The sequence below is a fragment of the Streptomyces poonensis genome (genome assembly GCF_014650915.1).
Taxonomy (GTDB): Bacteria; Actinomycetota; Actinomycetes; order Streptomycetales; family Streptomycetaceae; genus Streptomyces; species Streptomyces poonensis.
In genome coordinates this window covers 157,848-183,026 of record NZ_BMVW01000010.1, presented here as the reverse complement: position 1 = coordinate 183,026, position 25,179 = coordinate 157,848, and the positions used below count along the sequence as shown (strand labels likewise).

28 protein-coding genes and 1 pseudogene are annotated in these 25,179 nt (G+C 66.8%); 12 read left to right on the top strand and 17 right to left on the bottom strand.

Annotated elements, in window-relative coordinates; genetic code table 11:
- Positions 1-12 precede the first annotated feature (12 nt).
- Positions 13-510 (top strand): heme-degrading domain-containing protein, encoded by a 498-nt coding sequence (locus IE242_RS23755; protein ID WP_189862513.1) that lies wholly within the window; start codon positions 13-15, stop codon positions 508-510.
- A gap of 129 nt (positions 511-639) precedes the next feature.
- Here the strand turns inward: IE242_RS23755 and IE242_RS23750 are convergent, their stop codons facing one another.
- The 3 genes from IE242_RS23750 to IE242_RS23740 form a co-directional block, all read right to left on the bottom strand.
- Positions 640-1,497: a fumarylacetoacetate hydrolase family protein gene (locus IE242_RS23750; RefSeq protein ID WP_189862511.1), complete on the bottom strand. Its 858-nt coding sequence runs from the start codon at positions 1,495-1,497 to the stop codon at positions 640-642.
- Positions 1,498-1,660: 163 nt separating this feature from the next.
- Complete coding sequence (locus tag IE242_RS23745) at positions 1,661-2,380, bottom strand: YidC/Oxa1 family membrane protein insertase (RefSeq protein ID WP_189862673.1); 720 nt, start codon at positions 2,378-2,380, stop codon at positions 1,661-1,663.
- Positions 2,381-2,509: 129 nt separating this feature from the next.
- Positions 2,510-2,839, bottom strand: coding sequence for a DUF6412 domain-containing protein (locus IE242_RS23740; RefSeq protein WP_189862510.1), 330 nt, complete (start codon positions 2,837-2,839; stop codon positions 2,510-2,512).
- Between the two features lie 259 nt (positions 2,840-3,098).
- On the opposite strand from IE242_RS23740, the gene IE242_RS23735 reads away from it, so the two are divergent.
- Positions 3,099-4,118 carry an SEC-C domain-containing protein gene (locus IE242_RS23735; RefSeq protein WP_189862508.1) on the top strand — a complete coding sequence of 340 codons (1,020 nt, stop codon included), beginning with the start codon at positions 3,099-3,101 and terminating at the stop codon, positions 4,116-4,118.
- Between the two features lie 105 nt (positions 4,119-4,223).
- Here the strand turns inward: IE242_RS23735 and IE242_RS38620 are convergent, their stop codons facing one another.
- Positions 4,224-7,313, bottom strand: coding sequence for an FG-GAP-like repeat-containing protein (locus IE242_RS38620; protein ID WP_268249484.1), 3,090 nt, complete (start codon positions 7,311-7,313; stop codon positions 4,224-4,226).
- Positions 7,314-7,599: 286 nt separating this feature from the next.
- On the opposite strand from IE242_RS38620, the gene IE242_RS23725 reads away from it, so the two are divergent.
- A complete protein-coding gene (locus IE242_RS23725; protein ID WP_373299574.1) occupies positions 7,600-8,151 on the top strand; it encodes a cupin domain-containing protein in 552 nt (183 codons plus the stop codon).
- Between the two features lie 60 nt (positions 8,152-8,211).
- Here the strand turns inward: IE242_RS23725 and IE242_RS23720 are convergent, their stop codons facing one another.
- Both IE242_RS23720 and IE242_RS23715 read right to left on the bottom strand, forming a co-directional pair.
- Positions 8,212-8,721: an anthrone oxygenase family protein gene (locus IE242_RS23720; protein ID WP_189862504.1), complete on the bottom strand. Its 510-nt coding sequence runs from the start codon at positions 8,719-8,721 to the stop codon at positions 8,212-8,214.
- Between the two features lie 5 nt (positions 8,722-8,726).
- Complete coding sequence (locus tag IE242_RS23715; RefSeq protein WP_189862502.1) at positions 8,727-9,173, bottom strand: nuclear transport factor 2 family protein; 447 nt, start codon at positions 9,171-9,173, stop codon at positions 8,727-8,729.
- A 105-nt stretch (positions 9,174-9,278) separates the two neighbouring features.
- Between IE242_RS23715 and IE242_RS23710 the strand changes: the two genes are divergently transcribed.
- Complete coding sequence (locus IE242_RS23710) at positions 9,279-9,896, top strand: TetR/AcrR family transcriptional regulator (RefSeq protein WP_189862500.1); 618 nt, start codon at positions 9,279-9,281, stop codon at positions 9,894-9,896.
- A 141-nt stretch (positions 9,897-10,037) separates the two neighbouring features.
- Here IE242_RS23710 and IE242_RS23705 read toward each other — a convergent pair whose 3' ends face one another.
- The 3 genes from IE242_RS23705 to IE242_RS23695 all read right to left on the bottom strand — a co-directional run bounded on the left by IE242_RS23705 (position 10,038) and on the right by IE242_RS23695 (position 12,482).
- Complete coding sequence (locus tag IE242_RS23705; RefSeq protein WP_189862498.1) at positions 10,038-10,448, bottom strand: VOC family protein; 411 nt, start codon at positions 10,446-10,448, stop codon at positions 10,038-10,040.
- A gap of 92 nt (positions 10,449-10,540) precedes the next feature.
- Positions 10,541-10,900 carry a helix-turn-helix domain-containing protein gene (locus IE242_RS23700; protein ID WP_373299573.1) on the bottom strand — a complete coding sequence of 120 codons (360 nt, stop codon included), beginning with the start codon at positions 10,898-10,900 and terminating at the stop codon, positions 10,541-10,543.
- A 547-nt stretch (positions 10,901-11,447) separates the two neighbouring features.
- Positions 11,448-12,482, bottom strand: coding sequence for a YDG/SRA domain-containing protein (locus IE242_RS23695; protein ID WP_189862494.1), 1,035 nt, complete (start codon positions 12,480-12,482; stop codon positions 11,448-11,450).
- A 212-nt stretch (positions 12,483-12,694) separates the two neighbouring features.
- Between IE242_RS23695 and IE242_RS23690 the strand changes: the two genes are divergently transcribed.
- The 4 genes from IE242_RS23690 (at position 12,695) to IE242_RS23675 (ending at position 17,362) form a co-directional block, all read left to right on the top strand.
- Positions 12,695-13,105, top strand: a complete 411-nt coding sequence (locus IE242_RS23690) for a hypothetical protein (protein WP_189862487.1) — start codon at positions 12,695-12,697, stop codon at positions 13,103-13,105.
- On the top strand, positions 13,102-15,222 hold the full coding sequence (locus tag IE242_RS23685) for a tetratricopeptide repeat protein (RefSeq protein WP_189862485.1): 2,121 nt from the start codon (positions 13,102-13,104) through the stop codon (positions 15,220-15,222). The genes IE242_RS23690 and IE242_RS23685 overlap by 4 nt, the downstream gene beginning before the upstream one ends.
- A 214-nt stretch (positions 15,223-15,436) precedes the next feature.
- The gene (locus IE242_RS23680) at positions 15,437-16,735 is read left to right on the top strand and encodes a DUF262 domain-containing protein (RefSeq protein ID WP_189862483.1); all 1,299 of its coding nucleotides are present in this window, start codon (positions 15,437-15,439) and stop codon (positions 16,733-16,735) included.
- A 33-nt stretch (positions 16,736-16,768) separates the two neighbouring features.
- Complete coding sequence (locus IE242_RS23675) at positions 16,769-17,362, top strand: hypothetical protein (protein ID WP_189862481.1); 594 nt, start codon at positions 16,769-16,771, stop codon at positions 17,360-17,362.
- 243 nt (positions 17,363-17,605) lie between these two features.
- Here the strand turns inward: IE242_RS23675 and IE242_RS37950 are convergent.
- Both IE242_RS37950 and IE242_RS23670 read right to left on the bottom strand, forming a co-directional pair.
- Positions 17,606-17,904, bottom strand: a pseudogene (locus IE242_RS37950) (transposase); the annotation flags it as partial.
- Between the two features lie 355 nt (positions 17,905-18,259).
- Positions 18,260-18,925 carry an ATP-binding protein gene (locus IE242_RS23670; RefSeq protein WP_189862479.1) on the bottom strand — a complete coding sequence of 222 codons (666 nt, stop codon included), beginning with the start codon at positions 18,923-18,925 and terminating at the stop codon, positions 18,260-18,262.
- A gap of 196 nt (positions 18,926-19,121) precedes the next feature.
- On the opposite strand from IE242_RS23670, the gene IE242_RS23665 reads away from it, so the two are divergent.
- The 3 genes from IE242_RS23665 to IE242_RS23655 are packed head-to-tail and all read left to right on the top strand — an operon-like array spanning position 19,122 to position 20,511.
- Complete coding sequence (locus IE242_RS23665; protein WP_189862477.1) at positions 19,122-19,970, top strand: helix-turn-helix domain-containing protein; 849 nt, start codon at positions 19,122-19,124, stop codon at positions 19,968-19,970.
- On the top strand, positions 19,967-20,182 hold the full coding sequence (locus tag IE242_RS23660) for a DUF397 domain-containing protein (protein WP_189862475.1): 216 nt from the start codon (positions 19,967-19,969) through the stop codon (positions 20,180-20,182). The genes IE242_RS23665 and IE242_RS23660 overlap by 4 nt, the downstream gene beginning before the upstream one ends.
- Positions 20,182-20,511 (top strand): hypothetical protein, encoded by a 330-nt coding sequence (locus tag IE242_RS23655; RefSeq protein WP_189862473.1) that lies wholly within the window; start codon positions 20,182-20,184, stop codon positions 20,509-20,511. Before IE242_RS23660 ends, IE242_RS23655 begins: the two co-directional genes overlap by 1 nt.
- Here the strand turns inward: IE242_RS23655 and IE242_RS23650 are convergent.
- Positions 20,508-21,014 carry a DinB family protein gene (locus IE242_RS23650; RefSeq protein WP_189862471.1) on the bottom strand — a complete coding sequence of 169 codons (507 nt, stop codon included), beginning with the start codon at positions 21,012-21,014 and terminating at the stop codon, positions 20,508-20,510. The two genes, IE242_RS23655 and IE242_RS23650, sit on opposite strands and share 4 nt — an antisense overlap.
- A 139-nt stretch (positions 21,015-21,153) precedes the next feature.
- Between IE242_RS23650 and IE242_RS23645 the strand changes: the two genes are divergently transcribed.
- Complete coding sequence (locus tag IE242_RS23645; RefSeq protein ID WP_189862469.1) at positions 21,154-21,711, top strand: hypothetical protein; 558 nt, start codon at positions 21,154-21,156, stop codon at positions 21,709-21,711.
- 120 nt (positions 21,712-21,831) lie between these two features.
- Here IE242_RS23645 and IE242_RS23640 read toward each other — a convergent pair whose 3' ends face one another.
- The 5 genes from IE242_RS23640 to IE242_RS23620 all read right to left on the bottom strand — a co-directional run bounded on the left by IE242_RS23640 (position 21,832) and on the right by IE242_RS23620 (position 25,156).
- Positions 21,832-22,722, bottom strand: a complete 891-nt coding sequence (locus IE242_RS23640) for a septum formation family protein (RefSeq protein WP_189862467.1) — start codon at positions 22,720-22,722, stop codon at positions 21,832-21,834.
- A 162-nt stretch (positions 22,723-22,884) separates the two neighbouring features.
- Positions 22,885-23,418, bottom strand: coding sequence for a VOC family protein (locus IE242_RS23635; RefSeq protein ID WP_189862465.1), 534 nt, complete (start codon positions 23,416-23,418; stop codon positions 22,885-22,887).
- Between the two features lie 116 nt (positions 23,419-23,534).
- The gene (locus IE242_RS23630) at positions 23,535-23,939 is read right to left on the bottom strand and encodes a DUF6281 family protein (protein ID WP_189862463.1); all 405 of its coding nucleotides are present in this window, start codon (positions 23,937-23,939) and stop codon (positions 23,535-23,537) included.
- A 30-nt stretch (positions 23,940-23,969) separates the two neighbouring features.
- Positions 23,970-24,788 (bottom strand): DUF3592 domain-containing protein, encoded by an 819-nt coding sequence (locus IE242_RS23625; protein WP_189862461.1) that lies wholly within the window; start codon positions 24,786-24,788, stop codon positions 23,970-23,972.
- 170 nt (positions 24,789-24,958) lie between these two features.
- The gene (locus tag IE242_RS23620) at positions 24,959-25,156 is read right to left on the bottom strand and encodes a hypothetical protein (RefSeq protein ID WP_189862459.1); all 198 of its coding nucleotides are present in this window, start codon (positions 25,154-25,156) and stop codon (positions 24,959-24,961) included.
- Positions 25,157-25,179: the final 23 nt, after the last annotated feature.

Sequence of the window (25,179 nt, the reverse complement as noted above, 5' to 3'; positions counted from 1 at the left end):
GGAAACGGAAGCATGGAAGCCCCCGACAACACCCCGCAGATCGTCCCGAGCATCGAGGAGCTGGAGGCCCAGCAGCGCCGTCTCGTCCTCCCCCGGTTCACCTACGAGGACGCGTGGGCGCTCGGCTCGCTGCTGGTGGAGCTGGCCCGGGAGCGGCAGGCGCCCGTGGCCGTCGACATCCACCGCGCCGGCCAGCAGCTCTTCCACGCGGCGCTGCCCGGCTCCAGCCCGGACAACGACGCCTGGATCGACCGCAAGCGCCGGGTCGTGGAGCGCTACGGCTCCGCCTCCTACCTGGTCGGCGCCCGCTTCCGCGCCAAGGGCACGACGTTCGAGGACTCCTCGCGCCTCGACCCCGACGTGTACGCGGCGCACGGCGGCTCGTTCCCGATCGACGTCGAGGGCGTGGGCGTCATCGGCGCGGTGACGGTGTCCGGGCTGCCGCAGCTCCAGGACCACGCGCTGGTGGTGGAGGCGCTGGAACGGCTGGTGGAGGGGATGCGGGACTAGCGGGACCGCGGAGCGGTCGGGGCGCCGTGGTGATCCGCGGCGCCCCGACCGCGCCCCTCAAGGGGCGCGGGGAACTGCGCGACCAGCCCCGACGAACCCGCAGTCAGACACCGCGCCCGAGCGGAGCGCTCACGCGTCCTTCAGCTGCTGCCGCTGCCGCCCCAGCCCTTCGATCTCCAGCTCGACCACGTCACCGGCCCGCAGATACGGCTTCGGCTCGGGCCGGCCCATGGCGACACCGGCGGGCGTACCGGTGTTGATGACGTCCCCGGGGTACAGGGTCATGAACTGGCTGACGTACCGCACCACTTCGGCGACCGGGAAGATCTGCTCGGCGGTCGTGCCGTCCTGCTTCAGCTCGTCGTTGACCCACAGTTTCAGGGAGAGGTCCTGCGGGTCGGGGACCTCGTCGGCGGTCACCAGCCACGGCCCCAGCGGGTTGAACGTCTCGCAGTTCTTGCCCTTGTCCCAGGTGCCGCCGCGCTCGATCTGGAACTCCCGCTCCGAGACGTCGTGCGCCACCGCGTACCCCGCGACATGCCCGAGCGCCTCCTCCGCCGAGCCGAGGTAGCGGGCCGTACGCCCGATGACGACGGCGAGCTCGACCTCCCAGTCGGTCTTGGCCGACCCGCGCGGCACGAGCACCGTGTCGTTCGGCCCGACCACCGTGTCCGCCGCCTTGAAGAAGATCACCGGCTCGGCGGGCGGCTCGGCGCCGGTCTCGCGCGCGTGGTCGTGGTAGTTGAGGCCGATGCAGACGATCTTGCCGATGCGGGCGAGGGGCGGGCCGATCCGCAGCCCCTCACCGTCGAGCACGGGCAGTTCACCGGAGTCCGCCGCCGCCCGGACCCGCCCGAGCGCGTCGTCGTCCGCGAGCAGCGCCCCGTCGATGTCCGGTACGACGCCCGACAGGTCCCGCAGGACCCCCTCGGCGTCGAGCAGCGCGGGCCGTTCCGAACCCGCCGTACCTACTCGCAGCAGCTTCATGATCCCCATCTCCCTCGACCTCGGCCTGGCGCGCCCTCGCGATCTTGGACGATCCTCCAAGGTCACGGTCCAGTCCGCAATACCCGGTTCACGTACTGGACCGTAACCATGCCCTCACGGACGACGGATCACGGATCACGGATCACGGGTTACGGGTTACGGATCACGGATACAGCAGCATCCTCTCCACCGCGCTCCACGTCGTGCTGGTCACCATGTACAGGGCGGCGGCGAGCGGTACGACGGCCACGGTGACGAGGGTCAGGAACGACATGAACGGCATGACCTTGGTGGCGGTGGCGAGGCCGGGCAGCTGGTCACCGCCGCCCGCCGGCGCGGTGGCTCCGGCGCTCGCGGTGAACGCCCGCTTCGTCCGCGTGTAGTTGAAGACGGCGACCACAGCGACGATCACGAACAGCCCGAGGTAGACGAGCCCGGCCGCGCCGAACACTCCCCCGTCGCCGAGCGCGTCGCCCCACCGGTCCCCCAGCGGCGCGGCGAACAGCGAGTGCGTCAGCAGATCGTTGCTCTCGCCGCCGATCGTGGAGCTGGAGAACAGGTGGTAGAGCAGGAAGAACGCCGGGATCTGGCAGAGGCTGGGCAGGATGCCGGCCAGCGGCGACACCTTCTCCTTCGCGTGCAGTTCGAGGAGTGCCGTGCGCAGTCGCTCCGGATTCCGCCCGTGCTTCTTCCTGAGCTCGGCGATCTTCGGCTGCAGGGCCGTCCGGACCCGCTGCCCGCGCGCGGCGGCCCGGGACAGCGGGAGGACGAGAAGCCGTACGAACGCGGTGAACAGGACGATCGCTGCGGCGGCCGCGGAGGCGTGGAAGAGCGGCTGGAGCAGCTCGGCGAGCTGTTCCACCAGGGTGGCGAAGGCGGACAGGAGAACGGACATGGGTGAGCCCTCCGGGGGTCTCGTCGTACCGGTGTGGTGAGTGGCGGTATGACGACCCGCGCGGAGTCAACCGGGGACACACCCAGGGACATGCGATGTGACGTGGTGGCGGATGCCCTACGCGGTGATCGTCCGGAGGGCGTGACCGGGCGCCCTGGGCCGGGTGCGGCCCTTGGCGTCGGGATCGCGTTGGGGCAGGAACGCCGTACGGCGCTCACGGTCCCGTATCGCCGTCCGTACGCGCGTGGGCGCCACGGCGGGCGCGCAGCGGGAGGCGATCAGCGCGCAGAGGGCGAGGGCCGAACCGGCCGCGGCGGTGGCGGCGAGGGCGACCGCGGCGGAGAAGGTCCCGGTTGCGGTGTCGAGCACACCGGCCTGGAGCAGTCCCTGGAGAAGGACTTGGAGGAGAACCTGGAAGAGAGCGTGGAAGAGCTGGTAGACGATCATTACTTGCCTTCCCCCCCCTTCCCGATTCGCTCACAACTGGACCTGTACGACTACCAGATATACCGGATGCCTTCCTCCGTCTGCACCATGCGGGTATGGCGCCGGAGCGTACTGCCGCACGGGCGCGAGGGGCCGTAGGGACCCGTGACGCATCGCGCGCGGGTCGAGGGGCGCGCACGGACACCGGCCCGGCGGGCACACGCATCCACCAGCCTGCGGATATCTCACCTCTGTCGGTCGGCGGCAGTACGGTGTCGGCATGCGCCCCGACACCTCCGCCGAGAACGTCGACCACAAAGCCGAAGCCGCCCGTCTGGAACGAACCGCCGGTCTGTACCCCGAGGACGCCGAACACCTCCTGCTCCAGGCCGCGGCCCATCTGGAGCTGTCCGGCGCCCGCGCCGACGCCTCCGCCCTCTACGACCGTCTGCTCTCCTCCCCCGACTCTCTGGACCACCCCCACCTCGTACGCGCCCTCAAGGCGTCCAACCTGTGGGAGTACGGCCATGAGGCGGAGGCGCGGGCGATCATCGACGGCATCCGCGTCTCGGCCCCGCGCGACCCGGCCCCCTGGGTGATCGCGGCGGAGGCCCTGGAGGCCCACGACGAACTGGAGGCGGCGCAGGAGACGTTCACGGAAGGGGCCACGCTCCTCCTCACCGACGTCGCCGAGCCCCCGTACTCCACCCATCCGCTGCTCTTCGGCCGCCACCGGGTCCGCCGGATGCTGGGCGCGCCGCACGACGAGTGGGACGCCCTGGCGGACACGCTCCACTCGGCGTCGGTGTCCCTGGACGAGCTCCACGACCCCAAGCGCGTCTGGTCCCTGGGCTCGGACAACCCGGCCGAACTGGAGGCGGAGATCAGCCGCCTGCGCGCGGAACTGGGCGCCTACCGCACGGCCCTCTCCCGCCCCTTCCCGGTGGCGGTCCTGCACTGGCCGGCGGACGAACTGGCGGAGCTGCTGGCGGACTACCCGTCCCTGTCGTCCGAGTACCCCTCCCACGAGGAGCACCTGGCGACCATAGAGCACAGCCTGCGCGAACTCGCCGCCTCCGGCACCCCGAACCTGGGCATCGTCTCGGGCACGGTCCCGTCCTACGAGGCGTTCGCGGCCTCGGAGGCGTCCTCCCCGTCGGACGTCACCCTGCTCCCCCAGTACGCGACGACGCTGGCCGCGCGGGGGCGGGCCGTGGAGTGGCCGCCGCAGCGGGGCACGGAGTGCTGGTGCGGGTCGGGGCGGGCGTACGAGGGGTGCCACGGGGTGCCGACGGCCTGACGCCCGTGCTGAAGCCCGTGCTGAAGCCCGTGCTGAAGCCGGTGCTGAAGCCGCTGCTGGTGGCGACCGGGTCGCCACCAGCCGGCCCTCTCGCCGGTCTTCTCGCTAGAAGACCCCCTTGTAGCCCTTCCAGCCGGTCGCGATCTTCGTGCGGGCGCCGAAGGAGCCCTTGCCGTTGCCGCTGCTGCGCCACAGGTTGCCCGAGGTGTCACGACTGACGAGGTCGGCCTTGCCGTCGCCGGTGAGGTCGCCCGCGCCGACGACCGCGTTGTAGGCCGAGCCCCAGTTGCCCGCGACCTTCACCCGGGCCTTGAACGGGCCCTTGCCGGTGCCGTCGTAGCGCCACAGTTCGTTGGACTTGTTCTGGACCAGCAGATCGCCGTGGCCGTCGCCGTTGAGGTCGCCGGCACCGACGATCTTCTTGTAGCCGTTCCAGTTCGCGTACAGCTTCACCCGCGAGGACAGCTTCCCGGAGCTGGTCCCCTTGTACAGGTACACCGCGCCCGTCTTGGAGTTGCGCGCGATGAGGTCCGCGCGCTTGTCGCCGGTGACGTCGCCGGGCGAGGTCAGGACGTTGTACTGCTGGAAGCCCGTGCCGAGCGTGGTGTACGCGGTCTTCGGCGTCACCGCCTTGCCGCAGCCGGGCCGGAACCCGCGCAGCGTGCCGCTGCTGTAGCGGACCAGCACGTCGTTGCAGCGGTCGCCGTCGAGGTCGCCGAACGGGGCGGCCGTGATCGAGGTGGGCCAGCCGGCCCCGGAGACCTTCCCGGAGAGGGCTCCCTTGCCGTTGCCCTGCTGAATGGTCAGGTCGCCCTTGGAGTTGAGGGTCAGGACGTCTCCGATGCCGTCCGAGCCGGCGTGGTCCCGGCGGACGGCCGCGGCCCCGGTCACCTTCACCGTGCCGGAGGACGACAGCGGGTCGCCGGCCCCGTCGGCCGGGACGGCGGTGAGCGTCCAGGTGTACGAGCCGTTGGTCACCAGCGCGCCGTCCGTCTGTGCCTTGCCGTCCCAGGAGACCGCGACCGAGCCGCGGGTCGCGCCGCCCGTCCAGGTGCGCACCACGGCCTTGGTGGTGGCGCTCTTGAGCGTCACCTTCCAGGAGGCCGCGGGCTTGGACAGCCACCACCGGCTGTTCCACCGGGCGGCACCGCCGTCGGCCGCGAAGGACGCCGGGACGGTGGAGTCGGGCACGGACAGCCGGGAGGGCAGCCCGATGCCCATGTACGCCCTGACGACGTGGACGGTGCCGTCCGCGCCCAGGTAGGCGACCTTGTTGGAGCGGGGGTCGATCGCCCAGGTGACCCCGCGGGTGTCGGCGGCCTCGGTGGGCGCGACGCCGGTGATCTCGTCGAGGGGGAGGTTGACGTCGTTGATGACCTCCCTCAGCTCGATCGACCCCTCGGCCGCGTTGTAGTAGCCGTAGAAGCCGTCACCGAGCAGTACGTCGCCGACGGGTGCGGAGTACGCCTGCCCCATCCCACCGAGGTTCTTGACGCCGGCCTTCTTCTGGGCGGCGCAGCTCCAGTACAGCAGCGTGCCGTTGGTGCGCAGGTCGTCAGGGACGCAGCCGGAGCCGATGTCGAGGGTGCGGACCGTCTTGCCGGTGCGCAGGCTGGTGGCGACGACCTTGCCGGCGGTGGTGGACGGGGTCCACAGGGTGGCGTGGTCGAGCGCGGCGGCCTTCGCGGCCTGCTCGCGGACGACGGTGCCGGCGGCGATGTCGACCACGTACTGCCGGCCCGTGCCGCCGTTCCCCGCGTAGAGCACGTACTGCGGGGACGCGTCGAGGATCCTGCCGTCGCTCCCCGGGAGCGTGATGGCGCCGTCCGGGTCGTCGGCGGTGGTCAGGACGTCCTTGCCGGTGGCCGGGTCGGTGGCCAGCTGGGCCAGGCCCTCGTCACCGCCGTCGGCGAAGCGGCCCGGGCCGGTGGTGGCGGAGGTGGCGGCGGAGGTCAGGGCGGCGCCGCCGGCCGGTGCCATGGCGGTACCGATGTCCTGGCTGTGCAGGGTCTGCGTGCCCCGGAGGGAGTTGAGCAGGCGTACGGTGCCGCGGTCCAGGTCCAGCGCGGTCACCGAGCCGTCGTGGTGGACGGGGGTCACCTCATGCTCCGCGAAGACGAAGAGGGCGCCGGTGCCGTCCGGATAGAGGTCGTACAGGGCACGCGGGCCACCGGCGACGGCCCGTCCGACCGCGGTCACGTTCTCCCCCGCCTGCGCCACCCGCTCGGCCTCGGCCACGGCGACCTTTGGCTCCCCGCCGCTCAACGGCTTGGTGTACAGCGGCGACCCGGGCCCCTCCCACCACAGCAGGTGGTCGCCCGTCATGAACGTGAGGACCTCGCTGTCCTCGGACGTCGTCGGCACCGCACGGATCCCGGGTGCGCCCCCCGCGCTGCTGCGCGCCCGGATCCGTATCCCGTCCTCGCCCTCGCGCGTGAACCACGTCACCCAGGAGTCGGTCAGCCGGAAACTGCTCGCCGCGCCGGTCGCCTGGAGCGGCTGGACGGCACCGCTGATCCCGTTGACGATCCCGTACGCGGCCTGGCCGTCCTTCTGGTAGCGGATGACGAGATCGTTGCCGTCGTGCGCCAGGACCTCCGGCGCGGCCTCGGCGGTCGCGCCCTCCGGCAACCGCACCAGGACGTCGTACGCGCCTCCCGTGCCGTTGCCCCTGAGCACCCGGTACTCGTACGAACCGTCCTCAAGCCGGTGCGAGACCACGACGAAACCGCTGCTCAACCGCGGGTTCTCGTAGCCGCTCGGCACGGTCATGGTCCGCTTGATCCCGTCGTTCAGCCAGTACCAGACGAAGGTGGTGCGACCGTCGGCCCCTGTCGTGCGGTAGGCGATCCGGTCGTACTCGTCGTGGGTGTCGACGATGTCCTCCGCCGGCACACCGTCCAGGGCCGGCACGACCTTGCCGGTCTGGCTCCACACATAGCCGTCGGTGCCCTCCTCCTGGTAGAGCACGCCGATACGGGTGCTCGCCAGCACGCTGATCCGCCGGTCGACGTCGGTGTCGGGCACGGGTATGGCGACGTCGTTGCCTACGGCGGTGGTGCCCGCGGTGGGAACGCCTTCGGTGGCGGTGCCCGCGGTGGCCTGCGCGGCTTGTGCTTCGTCGGAAGGCAGTGACAGTGCGGCGCCCGCCGTGAGCGCCAGCACGGACGAGACGGTGGCGACGGCGCTACCCAAGCGCGTCGGCCGACGGTGCCCTATTGGCATCGTCCCCCCCTTGTTCAGTTGGTGCGGCCGCCGAGCTCGGCGGCCCAACACGTCCCCCCTGGACGTGAGTTCGGTGAGCATACAGTCGCCTACTGGGGCAAGTTAAGCCTCGGGAGATGAAGGGGACGTCACTGATCAGCGACATCGCCGACGGGCGCGACACCGGCCTGGCAGATGGCAGCAGCCGAATTGACCCACGTTCACGGCAGCGGAATGACCCTGCTGCCGGGTCACCCGGATCCGTAGGGTCATGACCATGACGCAGACGACGACTCAGACGACGCCCGACGCATCCATGACCACGACGCCCGCCCAGGCGGTACTGACCCGCCATGCGGACGCGGAGACCTGCGCCGACCCGAGCAGCGTGATGACCCTGCTGGCCGACTCGGACACCCCCGGCAGTGGCTTCACGAGCTACCGGTCCACCTTCGCCAAGGGGGCCGTGGGAGCACCGGCCCACTTCCACACCAGGGCGACGGAGCTGTTCTTCGTGATCAGCGGCTCCCTCCAGGTGCTGGTGGGCGAGGAGGTGACCGTCCTGGAGGCGGGCGACTTCCTGGCCGTACCGCCGCACACCCCGCACGCCTTCGCGGCGGCGCCCGGCGCCGAGGCGGACGTCCTGTTCGTGTTCGCCCCGGGCCTGAACCGCTTCGACTACCTGCGCCTCCTCGGCCGGGTGATGCGCGGCGAGGCCGACCCGAAGGAGATCGCCGAGTCCGCGGAACGCTTCGACAACCACTACGTCGACAGTCCCGCATGGCGTGCGGCTCTGAAGATCTCGGCAGGCTCAGCAGACCGGGCGTGACCGATCGTCCAGGTGTCCCACCGCCCGGCGCGCAGACCGCACTCGGTGGTCGGCCTGCCTTCATGGCACGGCAACAGGTCGACGCGTACGGCCGTCTTCCGCGTCCCGTCCGACGCGTTCCTGACGCAGTACCAGAAGGATCAGCAGGAGGAAGGCAGCGAACGCGGCGCCGGTGCGGGCGTAGTTGAAAGCTTCCCAGCGAGCGAGGATCTCCGCGTGATCGGGGGGAGCCGAAGTCACGGCCCACTCCTTGATCCGGCCGTTGATGGGGACGTTGCCGAGCCTGGTGATCAGGAAGGACGACACCGCCAGCAGCGTCGCCCCGCCGGCGAGCCACCGCGCGGTGCCCCGGCTCATGACGGTGAGCATCAGGGCGCTCAGCGCGGACACTCCCATGGCTCCCTGCATGGTGATGCCGTTCATCTGCATCAGTTCCGTGTGGAAGGAGAGCCTTGTCTCCAACGGCACGGCACGAAAGGTGGGCACCAGATTGGCCGCTCCGTAGCCGAAGGCTCCCGCGAGGGCCCCGGTGGAGAACAGGGCGACTCCCCGGGCAAGTCGTATCCGCATCCGCGCTACTCCCCGTCCTGTGCTTCGGTTCGGTCGAGCGTCCGCGTGAGCTGATCGGCCCTTCGCATCAGGCCTTCGGCGGTGAACTCGGCGAACATGCACACCTGCGTGGTGACCGGCCCGCTCTTGCGCAGCCGGGCGTGAATCGTGAACCGGGCCGCGATCCTCTTGCCGTCCGCCAGCGCCTCATGCACCTCGAACCGGAAGTCGATCAGGTTCTTGCGTACAGGGCGCAGGTGGGCGGCGAGCCGGTCCCAGTCGAGTCGTACGCCGTCGGCGATCTGTACGACGTCCCGGGTGTAGAACCGCGCCATGAGGTCGACGGGGTCCTCCTCACCGCGGACGACGGCTTCGGTGAAGGAGGTGTAGAAGTCGGCGATGAACTGCTCGGGTGTCTTGCCTTCCAGCGCTTCCAGGGTTTCCGGGACTTTCGAGTCTTCCTGAGGTTGCATGACGCTCCGGCCGGGCAGGCAGGGCTGCGCCCCGCTACGATCCCAACGATCCCTTACAGAGCTGTAAGATATGCACCTCAGTTACGTCTGACAAGGTTGTAAGAGTTGTCTACTTCAGCTGCCTCCCCTTCAGAGGACACCTCGGCCGCTCGGCGTCGCCGTCGGGCCGACGCCGTACGCAGCCGGGAGGCCGTACTCGACGCCGCGGTCGGGCTGCTCGCCGAACGCCCTGACGCAGGTATGGCGGCCATCGCCGCAGCAGCCGGCGTGACCCGTCAGACCGTGTACGCGCACTTCGGCACCCGTAGCGCGCTGCTGGACGCCGTGGCCGACCGGGTCACGGAGGAGGCCATGGCGGCGATGGACGCCGCGGAAGCCGAGGGAGGACGTGCCCTGGACACACTTCTGCGACTGCAGGACATCGGGTGGCGGCTGTTCGAACGGCACCCCGTGCTGCTCCAGCTCGGCACGGCCCCCGTCCACGCCGAAGCCGACCGGGCACGGCACGAGCCCGTCGCCGCCCGACTGACACGGCTGGTGGAAAAGGGCCAGGCCGAGGGGGAGTTCGACCCCGGCCCGCCCGCCGCCTGGCTGGTCGCGGCGGTGACAGCCCTGGGGCACGCCGCGGGCAACGAGGTCGGAGCCGGCCGCATGACGGTGAGTGAGGCCGCGGCCCAGCTGCGTACGGCCACGCTCCGCGTGCTGGAAGCCGGGACTCAATAGGTTGCGGGGGCCACGCCCGGAGCGCTCCGGCCACGGAGCGCCCGCATGCCGGCCCCGATCCCGATCGGAGATCCACCCCCGCCCCCGCGCGCGAACAGCCGGATCAGCCTCCCGCCGGACGGATCACCCCGGCTCGGCCCTTCAGGCCTTCGGCTGGGTGAACCGGATGCGGTTCCCGAACGGATCACGGAGGCCGCAGTCGATTCCGTACGGCCGCTCCGTGGGCTCCTCGGTGAACTCGACGCCCCGCTCCAGCAGCGTCTCGTACGTCTTGTGGCAGTCCTCCGTGTTGAAGATGAGCCAGCCGCCCATCGCCCCCTTGGTCACCAGCTCGCGAACCTGCTCCGCCGTCTCCTCGGACATCGCCGGCGCACCCGGCTTCTCCAGCAGGACCTGACGCTCGGGGTGCCCGGGGACGCTGACGGTCAGCCAGCGCATGAAGCCCATGTCGACGTCGGCGGTGACCTCCAGGCCGAGCTTGCCGACGTAGAAGTCGAGGGCCTCGTCCTGGTCGAGGACGTATATCTGTGACTGCGTGATGGCGTTGAACATGAGGAAGACGCTAGTGGGCGGGCGCCACGAAAACTTATCCGAAACTGCTCAGCTGCCGGACGGCCTCACGGGCGGCGCGGATGTGCTCGCGGTCAAGCACTCGGCCGCGTCCACGCCATCGTGAAGCAGGTGGGCACCCCCGCGGCCACCGCCGCCTTGCGGTACTCCCTCGGCGACCGGCCCACGATCTCGCGGAACGTCCGGCTGAAGGTCCCCGTGCTGTTGAAGCCCACCTCGAAGCAGATGTCCGTCACGCTGTGGTCCGTCTCCCGCAACAGGAACATCGCCCGCTCGACGCGGCGCCGCTGCAGGTAGCGGTGCGGCGTCTCGCCGAACACGGCCCGGAAGGTCCGCGTGAAGTGCGCCTCCGACACGTGGGCGATCCGGGCCAGCGCGGGCACGTCGAGCGGCTGCGCGTAGGCGCGGTCCATGGCGTCGCGGGCTCGGAGCATGCGGCGGTTGGTGTCTTGTGTGGTGCGGGGCACGGGGGCATCACACCACGGTTCGACGCTGACTGAGTGAGGGCAAACGCAAGCAGCAGTCCCGCACCTGTCAGTTTTCCCGGATACGTCGCATCCTGCCTGAACAGCCCTGTGCCCCGCCGCCAGACACCGGAACCTGTCCATGAGACAGCCCCGACTGACCATCGTGCTGCTCATGGCGGCGGGATGGTTCGCATTTGGCGTCCACGTCATACGCCAGGCCGTACACGTACGCCGAGGCATGTCCCTGCTGGGCGCCCGCGCCTCCGTGCGGAGGGCGAGGTGCTCCGGAATCCGCGCCGCGAGGGCACGACGGTCCACCCACCCGAGATCCGCTACCAGGCCCCGCCTGTGAACAGCCCCGCGTCCACTTCCACCCAGCCTTACCGCCGGCCGCCCCACAACGCTTCGGACCACCACCTCTCTCACGGGCACTCAGCGATTCTTCGGTACGACGCACACCGCCAGCCCCGCCCTGAACAAGCCCAATCTTGGTCGCTAGCCTGAACCTGCTACCTCACTGATCCGCGCTAGCGCCTGTTCCCTTCTCCCACAGGTCGCGATGGTACTGAAGATATTCGGGATGCACTTTGTGTTCCCGGTGCATCTTAAGCTTCGGAAGAATTCTCTCACCAGGCACTGCCACACGCACAACGATTGACCAGTCGTCAGCTATAACAATGGCACCAATATCGAGTCGCACATGACAGTTGGGGCAAAGGCAAAGTATGTTTCGCTCAACATCAGGACCGCCGTGCGGCTTACCGAGAGGCTTTATATGCGCGCCCTCGCTGTACGGTTTTGCATCTGAACCAACTATTCGCAGACCACAAGCCTGACACTCATCGTTGTAGAGGTCCTTGATACGCCGCGCCGCGGCAGCGTCACGCACGATGCGCTGGACCCGTGTAGCGCGTATTTTAGGGAACTTCTCCCCTTCCAAGGCCGCACCCTGCTCGCCATTGGCATGCTTCAGCTCGTCACGTACAAAGCCTTCCTGCCGCTCCAGGACCTGGGCAGCAACGCGTTCCGCACTCGTCAACTCCTGTTCGGGGCTAGGGAGGCGTTCCAAATCGAACTGACATATCTTAATAGGCGAACCGTCTGGTGCAGCCGATCGAGATACAGCGGTCCTGACATCTGTGATCCGGTAGAGACCGTCGTATCTGTAGCGATCAGCCAGCGAGTACCGCCGGTCACCATTAGGTCCACGGATTATCCGTACAGGATAACCCCGCTCAAAGCTACGCTTCAGCGCAGCATTGTCCCGGTACTCCCAAGATTGGCTACGTATGAGCCTCTTACCATCCGGACTTTTATCCTTGTCGGGTGATGCCCCCGTGTATCGGATCGAAGTCCAGTCGTCTTCGTCGTCCTCATACCCCCCATTCAGTACGATGGCGTCTGCTACATCACTGCCATCTTCGTCCGCAAGCCATGAGATGCCTCGCATCGTGTCGCGGTGCAGATTGGCTCGCTTGACATCCACCCGGCGATGGAAGTCCGCACCGGGGACAATGCCCTCTATGTGACCTATCACTCGCTCTCCCACGAGGACATAGTGACCCCACTTGATCACTTATGTCACTACCAAGCCCCCCGAGGATCACTTGTTACTCGCATCCAACCAGCGCACGTACAGGCCTAGTTACGGACAACCTCGTCGAAATCACCCATGACGAGGCACCCCGTGAGGCGTGCAGTCGCTTGATCCGCTGACTAGTCTGGGGCAACAGGGAATGCCGGCTAGAGGGGGGCGGGCTCGTGGATCCGGAGTTGGCTGTGCTGGCGGGTACCGCAGGTACAACCCTGGTCACCTTGTTAACGACCGAAGCGTGGGAACGCGTCAGGGACGGTATTGCTTCGTTGTGGCGCCGTGTCGAGCCGGAGCGGGCTGAGGCAATTGCCGCCGAACTCGAGGTAGCTCGGAGAGACTTACTGGCTGCACAGGTCGACGGTGACCTCGAATCGCGCGGCGAACTGGGTGCAGAGTGGCAGGGCCGCATGCGGCGATTGCTCGTAGCGCATCCCGAGGAGACAGCAGCACTCCGGGCGCTGCTTGACGAACTGGCCCCGTACACCCCCGAAGCCCCGGCGGTGACGCAGCACGCCACCGCCTCCGGGCAGGCCCGGGTCTACCAGGCCGGCCGCGACCAGCACTTCGGCCAACGATGAGCGGCCGCAACGACGCCCGGGCCGATGGCCGGGGCCGTGTCTACCAAGCCTCCGGCGACCAGCACATCACCGAACACCACCACCACGCCCCCGACTGGTCAGGGCCGGACTCGGTTCGTCGACCCTCGGTCGGCCGCGTCCCCGTGGTGCTCCGCGACCGCGCCGGCGAGATGGACCGGCTGCGCGCCGCCGTCGAGCCCGGCGTCGGCAACGGCGTCTACGTTCTCCACGGCTTGGGCGGCTGCGGCAAGACCGCCGTGGCCTACACCCTCTTCCAGCACGCCACCGACCAAGCCGGCCGCATCGGGCTGTGGGTCAACGCCTCCGACCCTGCCTCCCTACGCGCCGGCATGCTGGCCGTGGCCGCCGACCGCGGCGCCAGTGACGGCGAACTGATGGGCGCCCGCAGCGGACTACGTCCCGCCGCCGACCTCGTCTGGCACTACCTCGACCGCTCCGACCAGCCCTGGCTGCTAGTCCTCGACAACGCCGATGCCCCGGCCATTCTCCGCGACGGCGGCTGGCTGCGCACCAGCCCCACCGGCACCGTCATCGTCACCACCCGGCAAGCAGCGGCGCACTGGTGGCCCGGAGCACAACTACTGCAATTCGGTGTCCTGCCCCGCGAGGACGCCGCACTCGTCCTCCAAGATCTCGCACCGCACGCCGGGTCACTCGAAGACGCCGCAGAGGTCGCCGACCGCCTCGGTCGCCTGCCCCTGGCACTCACCCTCGCCGGCGGATTCCTCGCCCACCAGGTGATCGACCCCTGGAGCCTGGCCGACTACGGTCACCGACTCGACGGCAGCGCAGGCCTGGACACCATCGAGCTCATCGAACAAGGCGCCACAGCCATCGGCGGCGACTCCCGGCACCTGCCCAGCCGCACCTGGCAACTCTCCCTCGACGCCCTCACCGCCCAAGGCCTTCCCGAGGCCGGCCACCTGCTGCGCCTCCTCGCCTGCTGGTCCAACGACCCCCTACCTCTGTCCGTCCTGCTCAGTGCCGAGATCGGCTCCGCACTCCCGGCCTCTCGCATTGAATCCGCTCTGCGCGGACTCCTTGATCACTCCCTCACCGAACTGGCATCCGGGGAGGTGCGCTGCTTACGCACCCACGGCGTGCTCCTCGACAGCGTGGCCCGGGCCACCCCCGCTGACCAACGCGACCAGCTCGCTGCCACAGCTGCCCGCCTCTGTCTTGCCGTGTTGCCGGAGGTACCTGACCGAGGGAAGCAGGATCCCCGTGTGAACCTGCTTGCACCGCATGTGGTCGCACTCGTGCGGAGAGCAGTGAGTTGGGCGACGGATGAATCGATACTGGAAGCCGCGGCAGAGTGCGTTCTGCGGCTCGTCATCGCTGTGCACAGGGCCGGCGACTACACCTCAGCTCTCAGCTTGGGCAGCGACGTCGTGGAGCTGCTGCAACCCAAGCTGGGTGAAGACAACATCTTCCTCCTTAGGCTGCGTCAACGTGTTGGGCGATCCCTGTTTCGGGTTGGGCACTTCGAGCAGTCAGAGGCCCTACTACAGCGTGTGCTAGAGGACTGCGAACGCACGCTGGGTTCAGACGCGCCGGATACATCAACGACGCGCAGGAGGCTGGCCAGTGCACTCGTCAATCTCAACCGAAGGTCAGAGGGCATCGCGCTGTTCCGGCAAGCAGCGGCGGAATACACGCGGGCACTCGGCCCTGTGCACCCTCTTACATTGAAAGCACGATGTGGCCTCCTGGAGGTGTCCACACAACTGACAGACCTTGCCGCGGGACCGGACTTGATCGTGGAATGCCGTCGGGAACTTGGGGACAACCACACCATCACACTTGACGCAGAACTGAACTATGCTTTCGCACTCAACCGCGCTGGGCAACCGGCCGAGGCCTTACCCTATATTCAGTCTGCCTTCGCGAAGTACATACAACGTTTCGGCCCTAATTACCCCATTACTTTGAATTGCCGGGAAACGCTAGGAAACGTTCTATACTCAATTGGCCACCATACTGAAGCGGTCGAGCACGCGACATACCTCGTGGAAGGACGGACTAGGGTGCTCGGTTCGAGTCATCCGTGGACACTTCACGCCAAGGATCTCCTGAATCACTTCCGAGGCTCGTAGGACGCACCGCTGCCTCACCAACAATCTGCGCGTCAAGCTTCGAATCAGCGCAAGCCATATTAGCTAGGGTACCCAAGAGTGAGATGGATGGCCTGAAGGTGTAGAGCGCGCTGAAAGGTGTAAATGTGCACGTTCCTGTAGCTGGTTAGATAGGCGGGCAGAGCAAGGAAGCGGCGAACTTTCGGAAGCCGCAGCCTGTATCGAATGCCCAGGTATGACAATCCTCAATATAACTACTACTCCGCCGCTAAAATCGGCGGCAGTTCCCATCCCTGCGGACACGTTAGGCGGACCGGTGGCACGCATTCCTGAAAACGAGAATGAGTTGTTCGATGATCAGGACGGTGAGGAGAACGATCCTGGAGCAGTTTCATCGGCAGACGTTCATCGCGCAGTTGTCACCGACACTGACTGGACGACAGAAACGATCCTCAGTCAACTTCGCCGCGGAAACATCCAGCTGAACCCGCACTTCCAGCGGCGAGATGCATGGGATAGAGCTCGGAAAAGTAAGTTCATCGAATCTCTTATCCTTGGGCTCCCCGTACCTCAGATTGTCCTTGCGGAGGACCGGAAGCAGCGGGGAAAGTTCATTGTACTCGATGGAAAGCAGCGTCTCCTTACACTGCGTCAGTTCGCTATCGGCTCCTCTTTGGACGTTGCAGGAGGAGACGAAGGATCAAAAGCGTTCGGACTGACCAACCTTGACGTTCGCGGAGACTTGCGCCTTAAGACCCTCGCGAAACTGGAAGAGGATGGCGCTTTTATCGACGATCTCAATGCTCTCCTGAACGAGACCATCCGAACCGTGGTGGTTCGGCGGTGGCCGAATGAGGAGTTCCTGAATCTGGTATTCCTTCGATTGAATACGGGCAGCGTCAGGCTGTCCCCTCAGGAACTGCGCCAGGCCCTACATCCCGGGAAGTTCACTGACTTCCTGGACGTGGCCACGTATGCGAGTTCGGAGATTCAGGCCGCTCTGCGCATCAAAAAGCCAGACTTTCGAATGCGTGACGTAGAAATCATGCTTCGATATTACGCAATGGTATACAGGCTCGGCGAATATAAGGGGAACCTGAAGAAGTTCCTTGATGACACAGTGAACGAACTCAATGCGGCGTGGGTTGATGATGAGGAGGAGATTAAGGAGACTGCCGATGAATGTAATCGAGCGATCCAGGCTACCTTCGACGTGTTCGGCGAAGATGCATTTTACAGGTGGTCGCGCGGCGATTATGAAGGGCGGTTCAACCGCGCAGTATTCGACATCATGACCTACTATTTCAGGGATCCAGTTCTGGCTAGCGCTGCCATCGAGAATAAGGGCGCAGTGGAGCAAGCGTTCAAAGCGCTATGTGACACAGATCCGGATTTCGTTGAGTCAATCCAGACCACGACTAAGACGCCCTTTGCCACGCACACACGTCTTTCCTTGTGGGGCGATGCGCTTGAGCGCGTAACTGGCGCAGAGGTCCCCATCCCCCGTTTCGAGAACAATCGACTCATACCGTAGGGGGATTCGGTGCCATCGCCGCGATACAAGGTCATGTCCCGAAGAATCACCGAACTGCGTCACAACTTGCTGCCGTCTTCTTTCAATCCTCTGGGGCTTTACTCGGATCGCGTGCATGAGCGCACTCGCGCCTTCCGAGTGTTGGCGCATGCGGAATTCGAGTCGTTCATCGAAGATCGTGCCCTTGAAGTGATTGTCAACGCACACGGGGAGTGGGAGCGTACTGGGCGGATTCGCCCAAGCCTTTTAAGTCTCATGTCGCACTGGGATTCGAACCCTAAAATACCAGAAAATCTCGCTGACTTGGGCGATAAATCAATAAAATACCCGACACTCACTGCGCGCATCGAAAGCGCTAAGAAGCACTACAGCACCTACATAAAGAAGCGCAATAATGGAATAAAGGAGAAAAATCTCCTACTCATCCTGCTCCCCTTGGGTGTAACGAAGGATGAAATCGATGCGGATTGGCTCGATGATACGGAGGGCTGGGCGACAGATAGGGGGACTGTTGCCCATACGTCCGCAAAAATGCAGGTGCAGTTGGATCCAAAGATCGAGCTAGCTACCGTAAGAAAGGTGCGAGACGGATTCCGGGATATCGACAGAATTCTGCTTCAAAAGTGACGAATCTGAGGGTGTGGTTTCACTCGCCGTACGCAAATTTCGGGTGAGATGCCGGTGCGTTGGCGCGGCAGACACCTACCTCCGATTTTCGTGATGGGGCCCCGACAGAGTGGGGCCCATTTCGTTGTCGGTGGCCGGGCGGGCAGGCCAAGGTCCCGAGCGTCGTCTCGGGTGGACGCCGAGTTTCACTGCTCCGGGCTGGCTCCTCTTCTCGTAGGGACATGGACCCGCTGGCCAGTCGAAACTCGGCTGGAGCGTGAGCCGGTCGAGAACGCCTGTGATTTCAACGGCCCATGGCCCATGGCGGGCCAGCCGAAGAAAGTGGATCCGGCCAGTGGTGATGGGCTGGCCGGCCGCGGAGAACCGGCGGAACCGCAGCCGGCGAGGTTTCCACAGGCTGGCGGTGCCGGTCAGTGCGAGCATCGGCATCCGGTCATTAGTATGTCCAAGGCGGTCTGGACGATCTCCAGCCAGCTCCGGTTCTGCTGGGTGTCGTAGAGGGGGAGGTTCCGCAGGCCAGCGGTGCGGGCGGCGCGGATGCGGATACGCTACTTCGCCTTAGAAGTGCTTATTTTCGCGGTATGACCCTGCGTTGTCCGACACGTTACATCGGTGCGAGTTAGGAACACCTCTAGCATTTGTGATCGACTTTCGGGCAGGCCAGCAACTGCAAGCCCAAGGTTCAGCGGGCTTGCAGTTGGTGCTAATCCGGAGCGAGGGTGAGCCCACTCGCATTGCGAGCATGTGGGTGCCACCGGACGCATGACGCATCCGATCTGTGTTGAGCCTGGCATCAGAGGTTTCGGGGCCCACAAAGCCTGGCCATGTGGGGCGGCGCCAGTACACCGCCCCATCTCTGCACGTCCGCGGTCCCCGACGGGGCATAAAGTCGTCCGTTCACTCTGACCGCCGAAGATTGGCGTCCGCCTCGAAGTGCGTCTGAGCCCGGTCTAGGAACTCATCGGCATCGCATCCATGAGCATGCAGCCAGTAAAGAATGTCGACGACGATATCGACAGCCGCCGCCTCTGCACAGGCCGAACTCAGGCGGTCCGACGCGACATGGGCCACGCGTAGTGGTTGATCAGTTGCATAGAGATCAAGGAGTCCTTGGGCTCGGCTCAATCGCGGGCTCTGACTAACCGAGAGGGCTGGCGCCTGCTCAGTCGCCAGTTCGCACCACGTCACCTTTCGTTCCGGTTGGAGCTGGACACCCCAGTGGTCGGCAATGACACCGACGAGGGCCATGCCTCGGCCGGTCTCGGAATCGGAACCCACGTCGCGCAGAGTGGGGAGTGCGCGCGTGTCGGGATCATGGACCTCGATCCGCAGATACGTGCCGTTCATGGCGACTGCGAGTGTGGCCGGTGTCCCGTCCCCGACATGGGTGATGACGTTGGACACGAGTTCACTCATGCAGAGCTGGGCGTCGTGGGTGATGTGCTGCAGACCCCAAATCCCCAAGTGGAGCCGCATGATGCGCCGCAGAGCGGCCACTTCTGCGGGCTCGGCCGAGAATGTCAGCTCCCACGGTTTGCGCGGCACACACGCTTCCTGGCTCACGAAGACCCCTCTCGTCGCAGTCGACAGACCCTGACAGCGGAGCGTCACTTGCACTCACGCTCAGTGCATCGACGTCTAGAGTGCTCGCCGCTTATCCCGTCGTGCAATGTGCACGGCGAGAATCCCACTTCTGAGTGATTGGCAGTCCCCACCCTTGGCGGGAGACTGAATGCCCGCTATTCGAGAAGGTGTTGAGATGCCCGGCTCCCCGACTGCGCGCCGTCGACGTCTGTCGATCGAGCTGAAGAAGCTTCGCGAGAGGAGCTCGCTCACCTGCGCACAGGTCGGCGAAGCCCTGGACTGGAGCGGCTCGAAGGTCAATCGCATGGAGACGGGGAGCGGCCGGGTGCAACCGTCCGACGTCGACGCCCTGTGTCGGTTCTACGAAACCAGCGATGAGCTGCGCGAGTTCCTCAAGTCGCTGGCCCGACAGGCAAAGGTACGCGGCTGGTGGCAGCAGCACGGCGCCGCCGTTCCGGAGTGGTTCAACATCTACATCGGCCTGGAGCAGGACGCTTCCACATTGCGCCAGTACCAATGCGAGGTGCTACCGGGGCTGATGCAGACCGAGGCCTATGCTTCCGAGCTGCACAAAGCCGGTGGGCACATGGCTGCTAAGGACATCGACAGAGCCGTACGCGTACGCATGGAGCGCCAGGCGATGCTGACGCGTGCAGACGCCCCCGACGCGTGGTTCATCGTGCACGAGAGTGCCCTTCGGAACGTCATCGGTGACCGCGCCCTGATGCGCGAACAGCTTGAAGCCGTCCTAGTCACTGCCGACATGCCGTCCGTGACGCTACAAGTCCTCCCCTTCGACTCGGGCACCTATCCAGCCACGGGCTCGTTCACCATGCTGGGATTCCCTGCGCAGGAAGACCCTGATCTTGTCTACCGGGACGGCATCACGGATGCGGTGTACCTGGAAGGCGAGCATCATGTCCGTGAGTACACCAGGGCTTTCGACGGCCTACGAGCCGCCGCCCTGAGTCCTCAACGCTCTGCCCAGTTGGTCACGTCGGTGCTAAAGGATTACGCAGGATGAGCTTCGCAGATGCCAGTGGCCCCGGCCGTCTGGTCTGGTTTACGTCGTCTTACAGCAACGGCGCTGGAGGAGAGTGCGTCGAGTGCGCGATGACCGAGCACGGTGCTTTCATACGTGACTCCAAGTGCCCTGAGATGTCCGTGCTCAGCGTAAGCAGGGATGCCTGGCGCCTCTTCCTCCAGGTCGTGCAGCATGGACAGCCGACGACCTGATGACGGATGAGCAGGCCACGTGGCGTGTCATGCGCCAAAGCTCCCTGATCGGCACGATCACCGTGGCGGAGAGCGACTTCCCCTGGCTGCGCGGCAGGTTCGTCGCCGAGCCTGGGTTCGCCGAAGTGAAACCGTGGTTCGACGAGGTTCTGGCCGTCATGGCAGCGGACGACTTCGAGCGGTTCGACGCGGTCTATGACCGCATTCCCCGGGTATTGACGCTGGTGTCGCCGTCAGGACCGGTGGCCGACTTCCTGCTGCACATCGACGGTGACGAGGCGTGGTTCCGGTGGAGCGACGAGGTGCTCGAAGGTCAGGGAGCGGGCTAGTCGCCGGTCGTCCCGTCCAGCATCTCCCGCAGAATGTCCAGGTGACCGTTGTGCCGGGCCGTCTCCTCCGTGAGGTGGAGGAGGATCCAGCGCAGGTCGACGTGGAGGCCGTTGCGGACGGCGCGCTTGGCCTTGGTGTCCAGGGCGTGCGCGGCGACCAGTTCCCGGTAGCGGGCGCTCTGTGCGGCGTACTCGTCGAGCAGCTGCGGAAGCGGGAAGTCGACGGCGATACGCATCTCGCGGTCGGGATCCTCGTCGGTCCAGGGGCCCTCGTCCTCCTCGCCGAGGAAGACCACCTGGAACCACCAGTACTCGACCCAGCGGAGGTGGTTGATCAGTCCGCTCAGGGTCATCAGCGGTGAGCCCGGCAGGAGCGCCTTGCGGGCGTTCTCCGCGGAGACGCCCTCGCACTTGGCTCGGGCGGTGTCACGGGCGTAGTCGAGGAATGTGGTGAGCTGGGTGCGCTCGTCCCACGCGGGAGGCGTGTCAGTGATTCTTGGCATCCCGCGCAGCATTCCCGGTCCCCGTGGCCTCTGTCGAGGCATTTATCGAGTATCGAGGCGGGCTCGGGTGAGGTACCCGACCTCGCGTACGCGACGGCCCCGCTTCGCGGGCCCAGCGGCTCGCCTAGGCTCTGACACCATGCTGCTCATCTACGACGGGGACACCTCCGCCGACGCACACGTGCCCCGTACCGGCGGCGTCCCACTCGTCCCGGACGGATTTGTCTGGCCCATGTGTCGCGAGTGCGGCGGGGCGATGCAGTTCCTCGCTCATCTGCCGCTGCAGCACGGTGTCGTCGCCGTCTTCTTCTGCCAGAACGATCCCGGGATGTGTGACGACTGGGACGCCGGCTCCGGTGCCAACAAGGCGTTCCTGTTCTCCGGCGCGCTTTCCCCGGCCGCTGTGCCCGCCGAGGGTGAGGCACGGCTCGGGGCGGTGACAGCGCTGCGTGCCCATCCTGGTGACACACCCGCCGACGAAGACGTACCGGTACTGGGGCGGTTGGGCGGCGAGGCGGACTGGCTCCAGGACGATGAGACGCCCACCTGTCCGTCCTGCGGCACCCGTATGACGTTCACGGCGTCGCTGGAGGAGGGCTACGACCACGCCACCTCGGCGAACTTCGGTGGCGGAGGCCGCGGTTACGTCTTCGGCTGCTCGCCCTGCGGCGAGGCCGCCTTCCTCTGGCAGCGCTGAGCCGCCACCGCGGGGTTCATTCCCGTCGTGATCGTGTGATCGTGTGATCGTGTGATCGCAGGAATGCGGGAAGCGGGGCCGGGTCCCTGACAGACACGGCCCCGCCGACCCGACGGGGCGTCAGCCCGCCCAGACCTCGGCCTCGTCGGCCGGGACGGTGGTGGCCAGGCCCAGTTCCTTGCGGGCGGCGACCGACATGTTCGGGTCGATGTCGGTGAACGCCGGGTCGTAGGCGATGTAGAACGCGTCGACGTCGGCGGCGTCCGCGGCCTTCTGCCAGTTCCCGGCCGCCTTCGTCAGCGTCGCGCGGAGCTTGCCGACCTCGGTGCCCTCGATGCCGTCCAGGCCCTTGACGTGTGCGTCGAGGGCGGCCGCGACGGCCTTGGCCTGCGCCTTGTAGCCGGCCAGGTCCTCCTCGACGGTTTCCTTCTCGGGCTGGTTCGTCCACAGGGCGTCGTAGACCGCGTTCGAGCCCTTGAGGTACGTGGCCTGCTCGGGCTTGAGGGACTTCGCGGTGTCCAGCGAGCCGCTGAACGTGCCGTTCTCCGCGGTGTAGGTGCAGCTCACCGCGCGGTCACCCGTCGCCCAGCTCTCCTTGGTCGGCGTGTAGTAGAAGAGGCCGACGCCCTTGGGGAGCGCCCAGGTGTCCGGGGCGTACTTCTGCGCCTCGACCGGGCAGCGGGTGTCCGCGATCGTCGAGACCCCGTCGTCGCCGGGGTACTCCTTGCCCTCGTCGTCGATCGCGAACTCGCCGACGACCTGGCCCTCGTGCGCCTCGTCGCAGGGCACGATCTCGACGGTGTACGCCGTCCCCTCGGCCTTGCCGTTCGGGTTGTAGCAGTCGCCGACGTCCAGCGAGAACACCGAGCGCTGACGAGCCACCTTCTTCGCGCTGTCCTTGGCGCTGTCGACGGCGTCGGTGACGTCAGAGCATCCCACCGCGCCGATCGCGAGCAGGGCGGCAACGGCGGATATGCCGCGAAGGGAGCGATACGGAGCGCGGATTGCCATGGCGTGTACATCCTCTTACGTGATCTTTATGAGGGTCGCGCGCATCGTATGCCATTCACGCCATTCCTGTGGCCCGGCTATGCGAAGGCCCTCACCTCATCGTGGTGTCTTTGACTCACGACGGGCCGCGAGGGTTGTGCCCGGTCAGCCCAGTCAGCCCGGTCAGCCGCTCACCCTGACAGGAGCGCTGCTGCGCCCGCGGTCCCGACCGCTGAGTTCGGCATCGAGTGTCTCCTGAGCCACGCGCATGTCCTCGGCGTACACGGGTTCCTGGAGCCGCTTCCACATCTCGGCCTCGGTCAGGTCCTCCACGAGGCTGACCACCCACCAGATGTTGCCGAACGGGTCCTTGACGCGCCCCCCGCGCTGGCCGAAGGCGTTGTCCGCGAGCGGAGTGACGACATGGCTGCCCGCTGCGACAGCCTGCGAGAACGCCTGGTCGGCGTCGGCGACGAACACGCGCAACAGGCTCGGCATGGCGGGCCAGTCCGCGCGTCGGTCGAAGGCCAGCACGACGGTGTTCCCGACCCGGATCTCACCGTGGCCGATCGAACCGTCCTCGGTCAGGACCCGGGCCAGTTCCTCTCCCCCGAACGCCTGGGAGACGAAGTCGAGGAAAGCCCCTGTGTCATCGGTGACGACCCAGGGCGCGACGGTGGTGTAGCCCGCCGGCGTGACGTCGGACTGCTCGGGCATGGTGATCCTCCTGCTGACTCGCTGATGGTGGCTGTTGACAGCGACGGTAGGCGGGGTTCAGGTCAGGTTCTGTCCTGAACTCAAGAGGGGATACGGGCGGGCCCCGCTTCTCGGCATCAAGGTCGGTCGATCAGGTCTCTGACCCCGGGAGGTAGCTCACCGTCGGCGTCGACAGCGACGAAGATGACATCCCTGGGGGCGTCCTCCACCGCGATGGCGATGCCGGGGTCCAGTCCCTCGATCGCATAGGCGGTCGTCGGCTCCTCCGCTTCTCCCTCGTCACCGTCGTCGGGTGTGTCGTCGCACGGCGGGAAGGTGGCCTCGCCGAGTTCCTTGCCGCGCGTGACGTCGACGTCGCCCACGTCGGAGTACATACGGTCCTTGTACTCGACCATCCACGCACAGATCGATTCGGTCTCGCCGCCGAGTGACGGCACGCAGGCGACGGAGACCGTGAGGGTGGCCGTCGCCACCAGCGCCCTCGCGAACGCGGTCCGGCCGACCGGGAGTACGGCTCTCATCGATACGTCTCTTTCTCTCCAGTCAGCCCGTCAGCCCGTCAGCGCGACACCGAACTGGTAGAGCGTAAACCCGAGTCCGCCGCCCGCGAAGCACACTCCGAGGACCGTGACCAGAGCCATCATGCACTGGAGGAAGACAGGTATACGGGTCGCGGCGCGGCCGGGGCGGCGAGGGTCGTAGCTGAGCTCCAGCCGCTGACCGCCGAGCGGGTCCCGGTAGAAGTGGGTCACGCCGTCGAGGTCGGTGTAGCGGTACACCTTCGTGTTGTGGGTGTGGTGATCGAGTTCGGCCATCACCGTGATGCCGTGCTTCGGGAGGCGCCGGCCGTAGTACAGGCCCTGTCCGGTCGCGATCACCATGACCAGTCCGGCGGCCGTGACGATGTGGACGAGCAGCAGCAGAGCCACGAACTCCCACTCCCTGCGCACTCCCACTGTCACATCCATGGCGGCGACGACGGCGATCACGGCGACGATGAGGACCGTACGCCGCGAGGGTCCCCGGTCCGTTCGCGCGGGGACGGTCGTGATCAGGCCCTCGCCCTCGGCCCGCGGCTCGTCGGGCGCCCGTTCGGGCAGTCGGGCACGTACGGCGGCAGTGAACGCGGCCACCGCGGCGGCGCTGACGTCATGGACCGCGTAGACGGCCGGGAGGCGATCGGCATCCGCCGTCGTCAGCACCAGCTCGATGGTCCGGCCGGAGCCACGGACCTCCTCGATGGCCTCCAGCGGGATCCGCGACATGCTCGCTGCCGTTTCCCACCGCACGTGGTCCGAGCCGTCCTCGAAGCGGGCGGTGGCACCGCTGCCGCGCAGTACGAGGGAAGGCAGCGAAGGTCTTGTCGTCACGCCCGTATGACAAGCGGGATCGGAGGAAGGTTGCGTGACGGCTGCGGGGTCGCCGTCGCTCTGGTCCGGGAGGAGAGGGACCGGCCGCAGCCTCACAGAGCCTTGACGCGCGGCGGCCCGGGGCGTTTACACCCCGGGCCGGCCGGTCGGGCTCAGCGGACTGAGGCTGCTCAGGGAGCCAGGCAGCTCACGCCCGGCACCTCAGCGGGCACTCCGGGCGCGGACGGGTCGACGACGGTGGTCAGGTCGCCGGCGCTCTGGGTGAGGCATTCCACGGCGGCGACGGGGTCGGGTACTGCTGAAGCGGTGGTCGTCGTGGCTGCGAGGAGCGTGACGGTGCCGAGGACGACGGCCGTGATGCGACGCATGGGCATTCCCTTCTGGGGCCGGA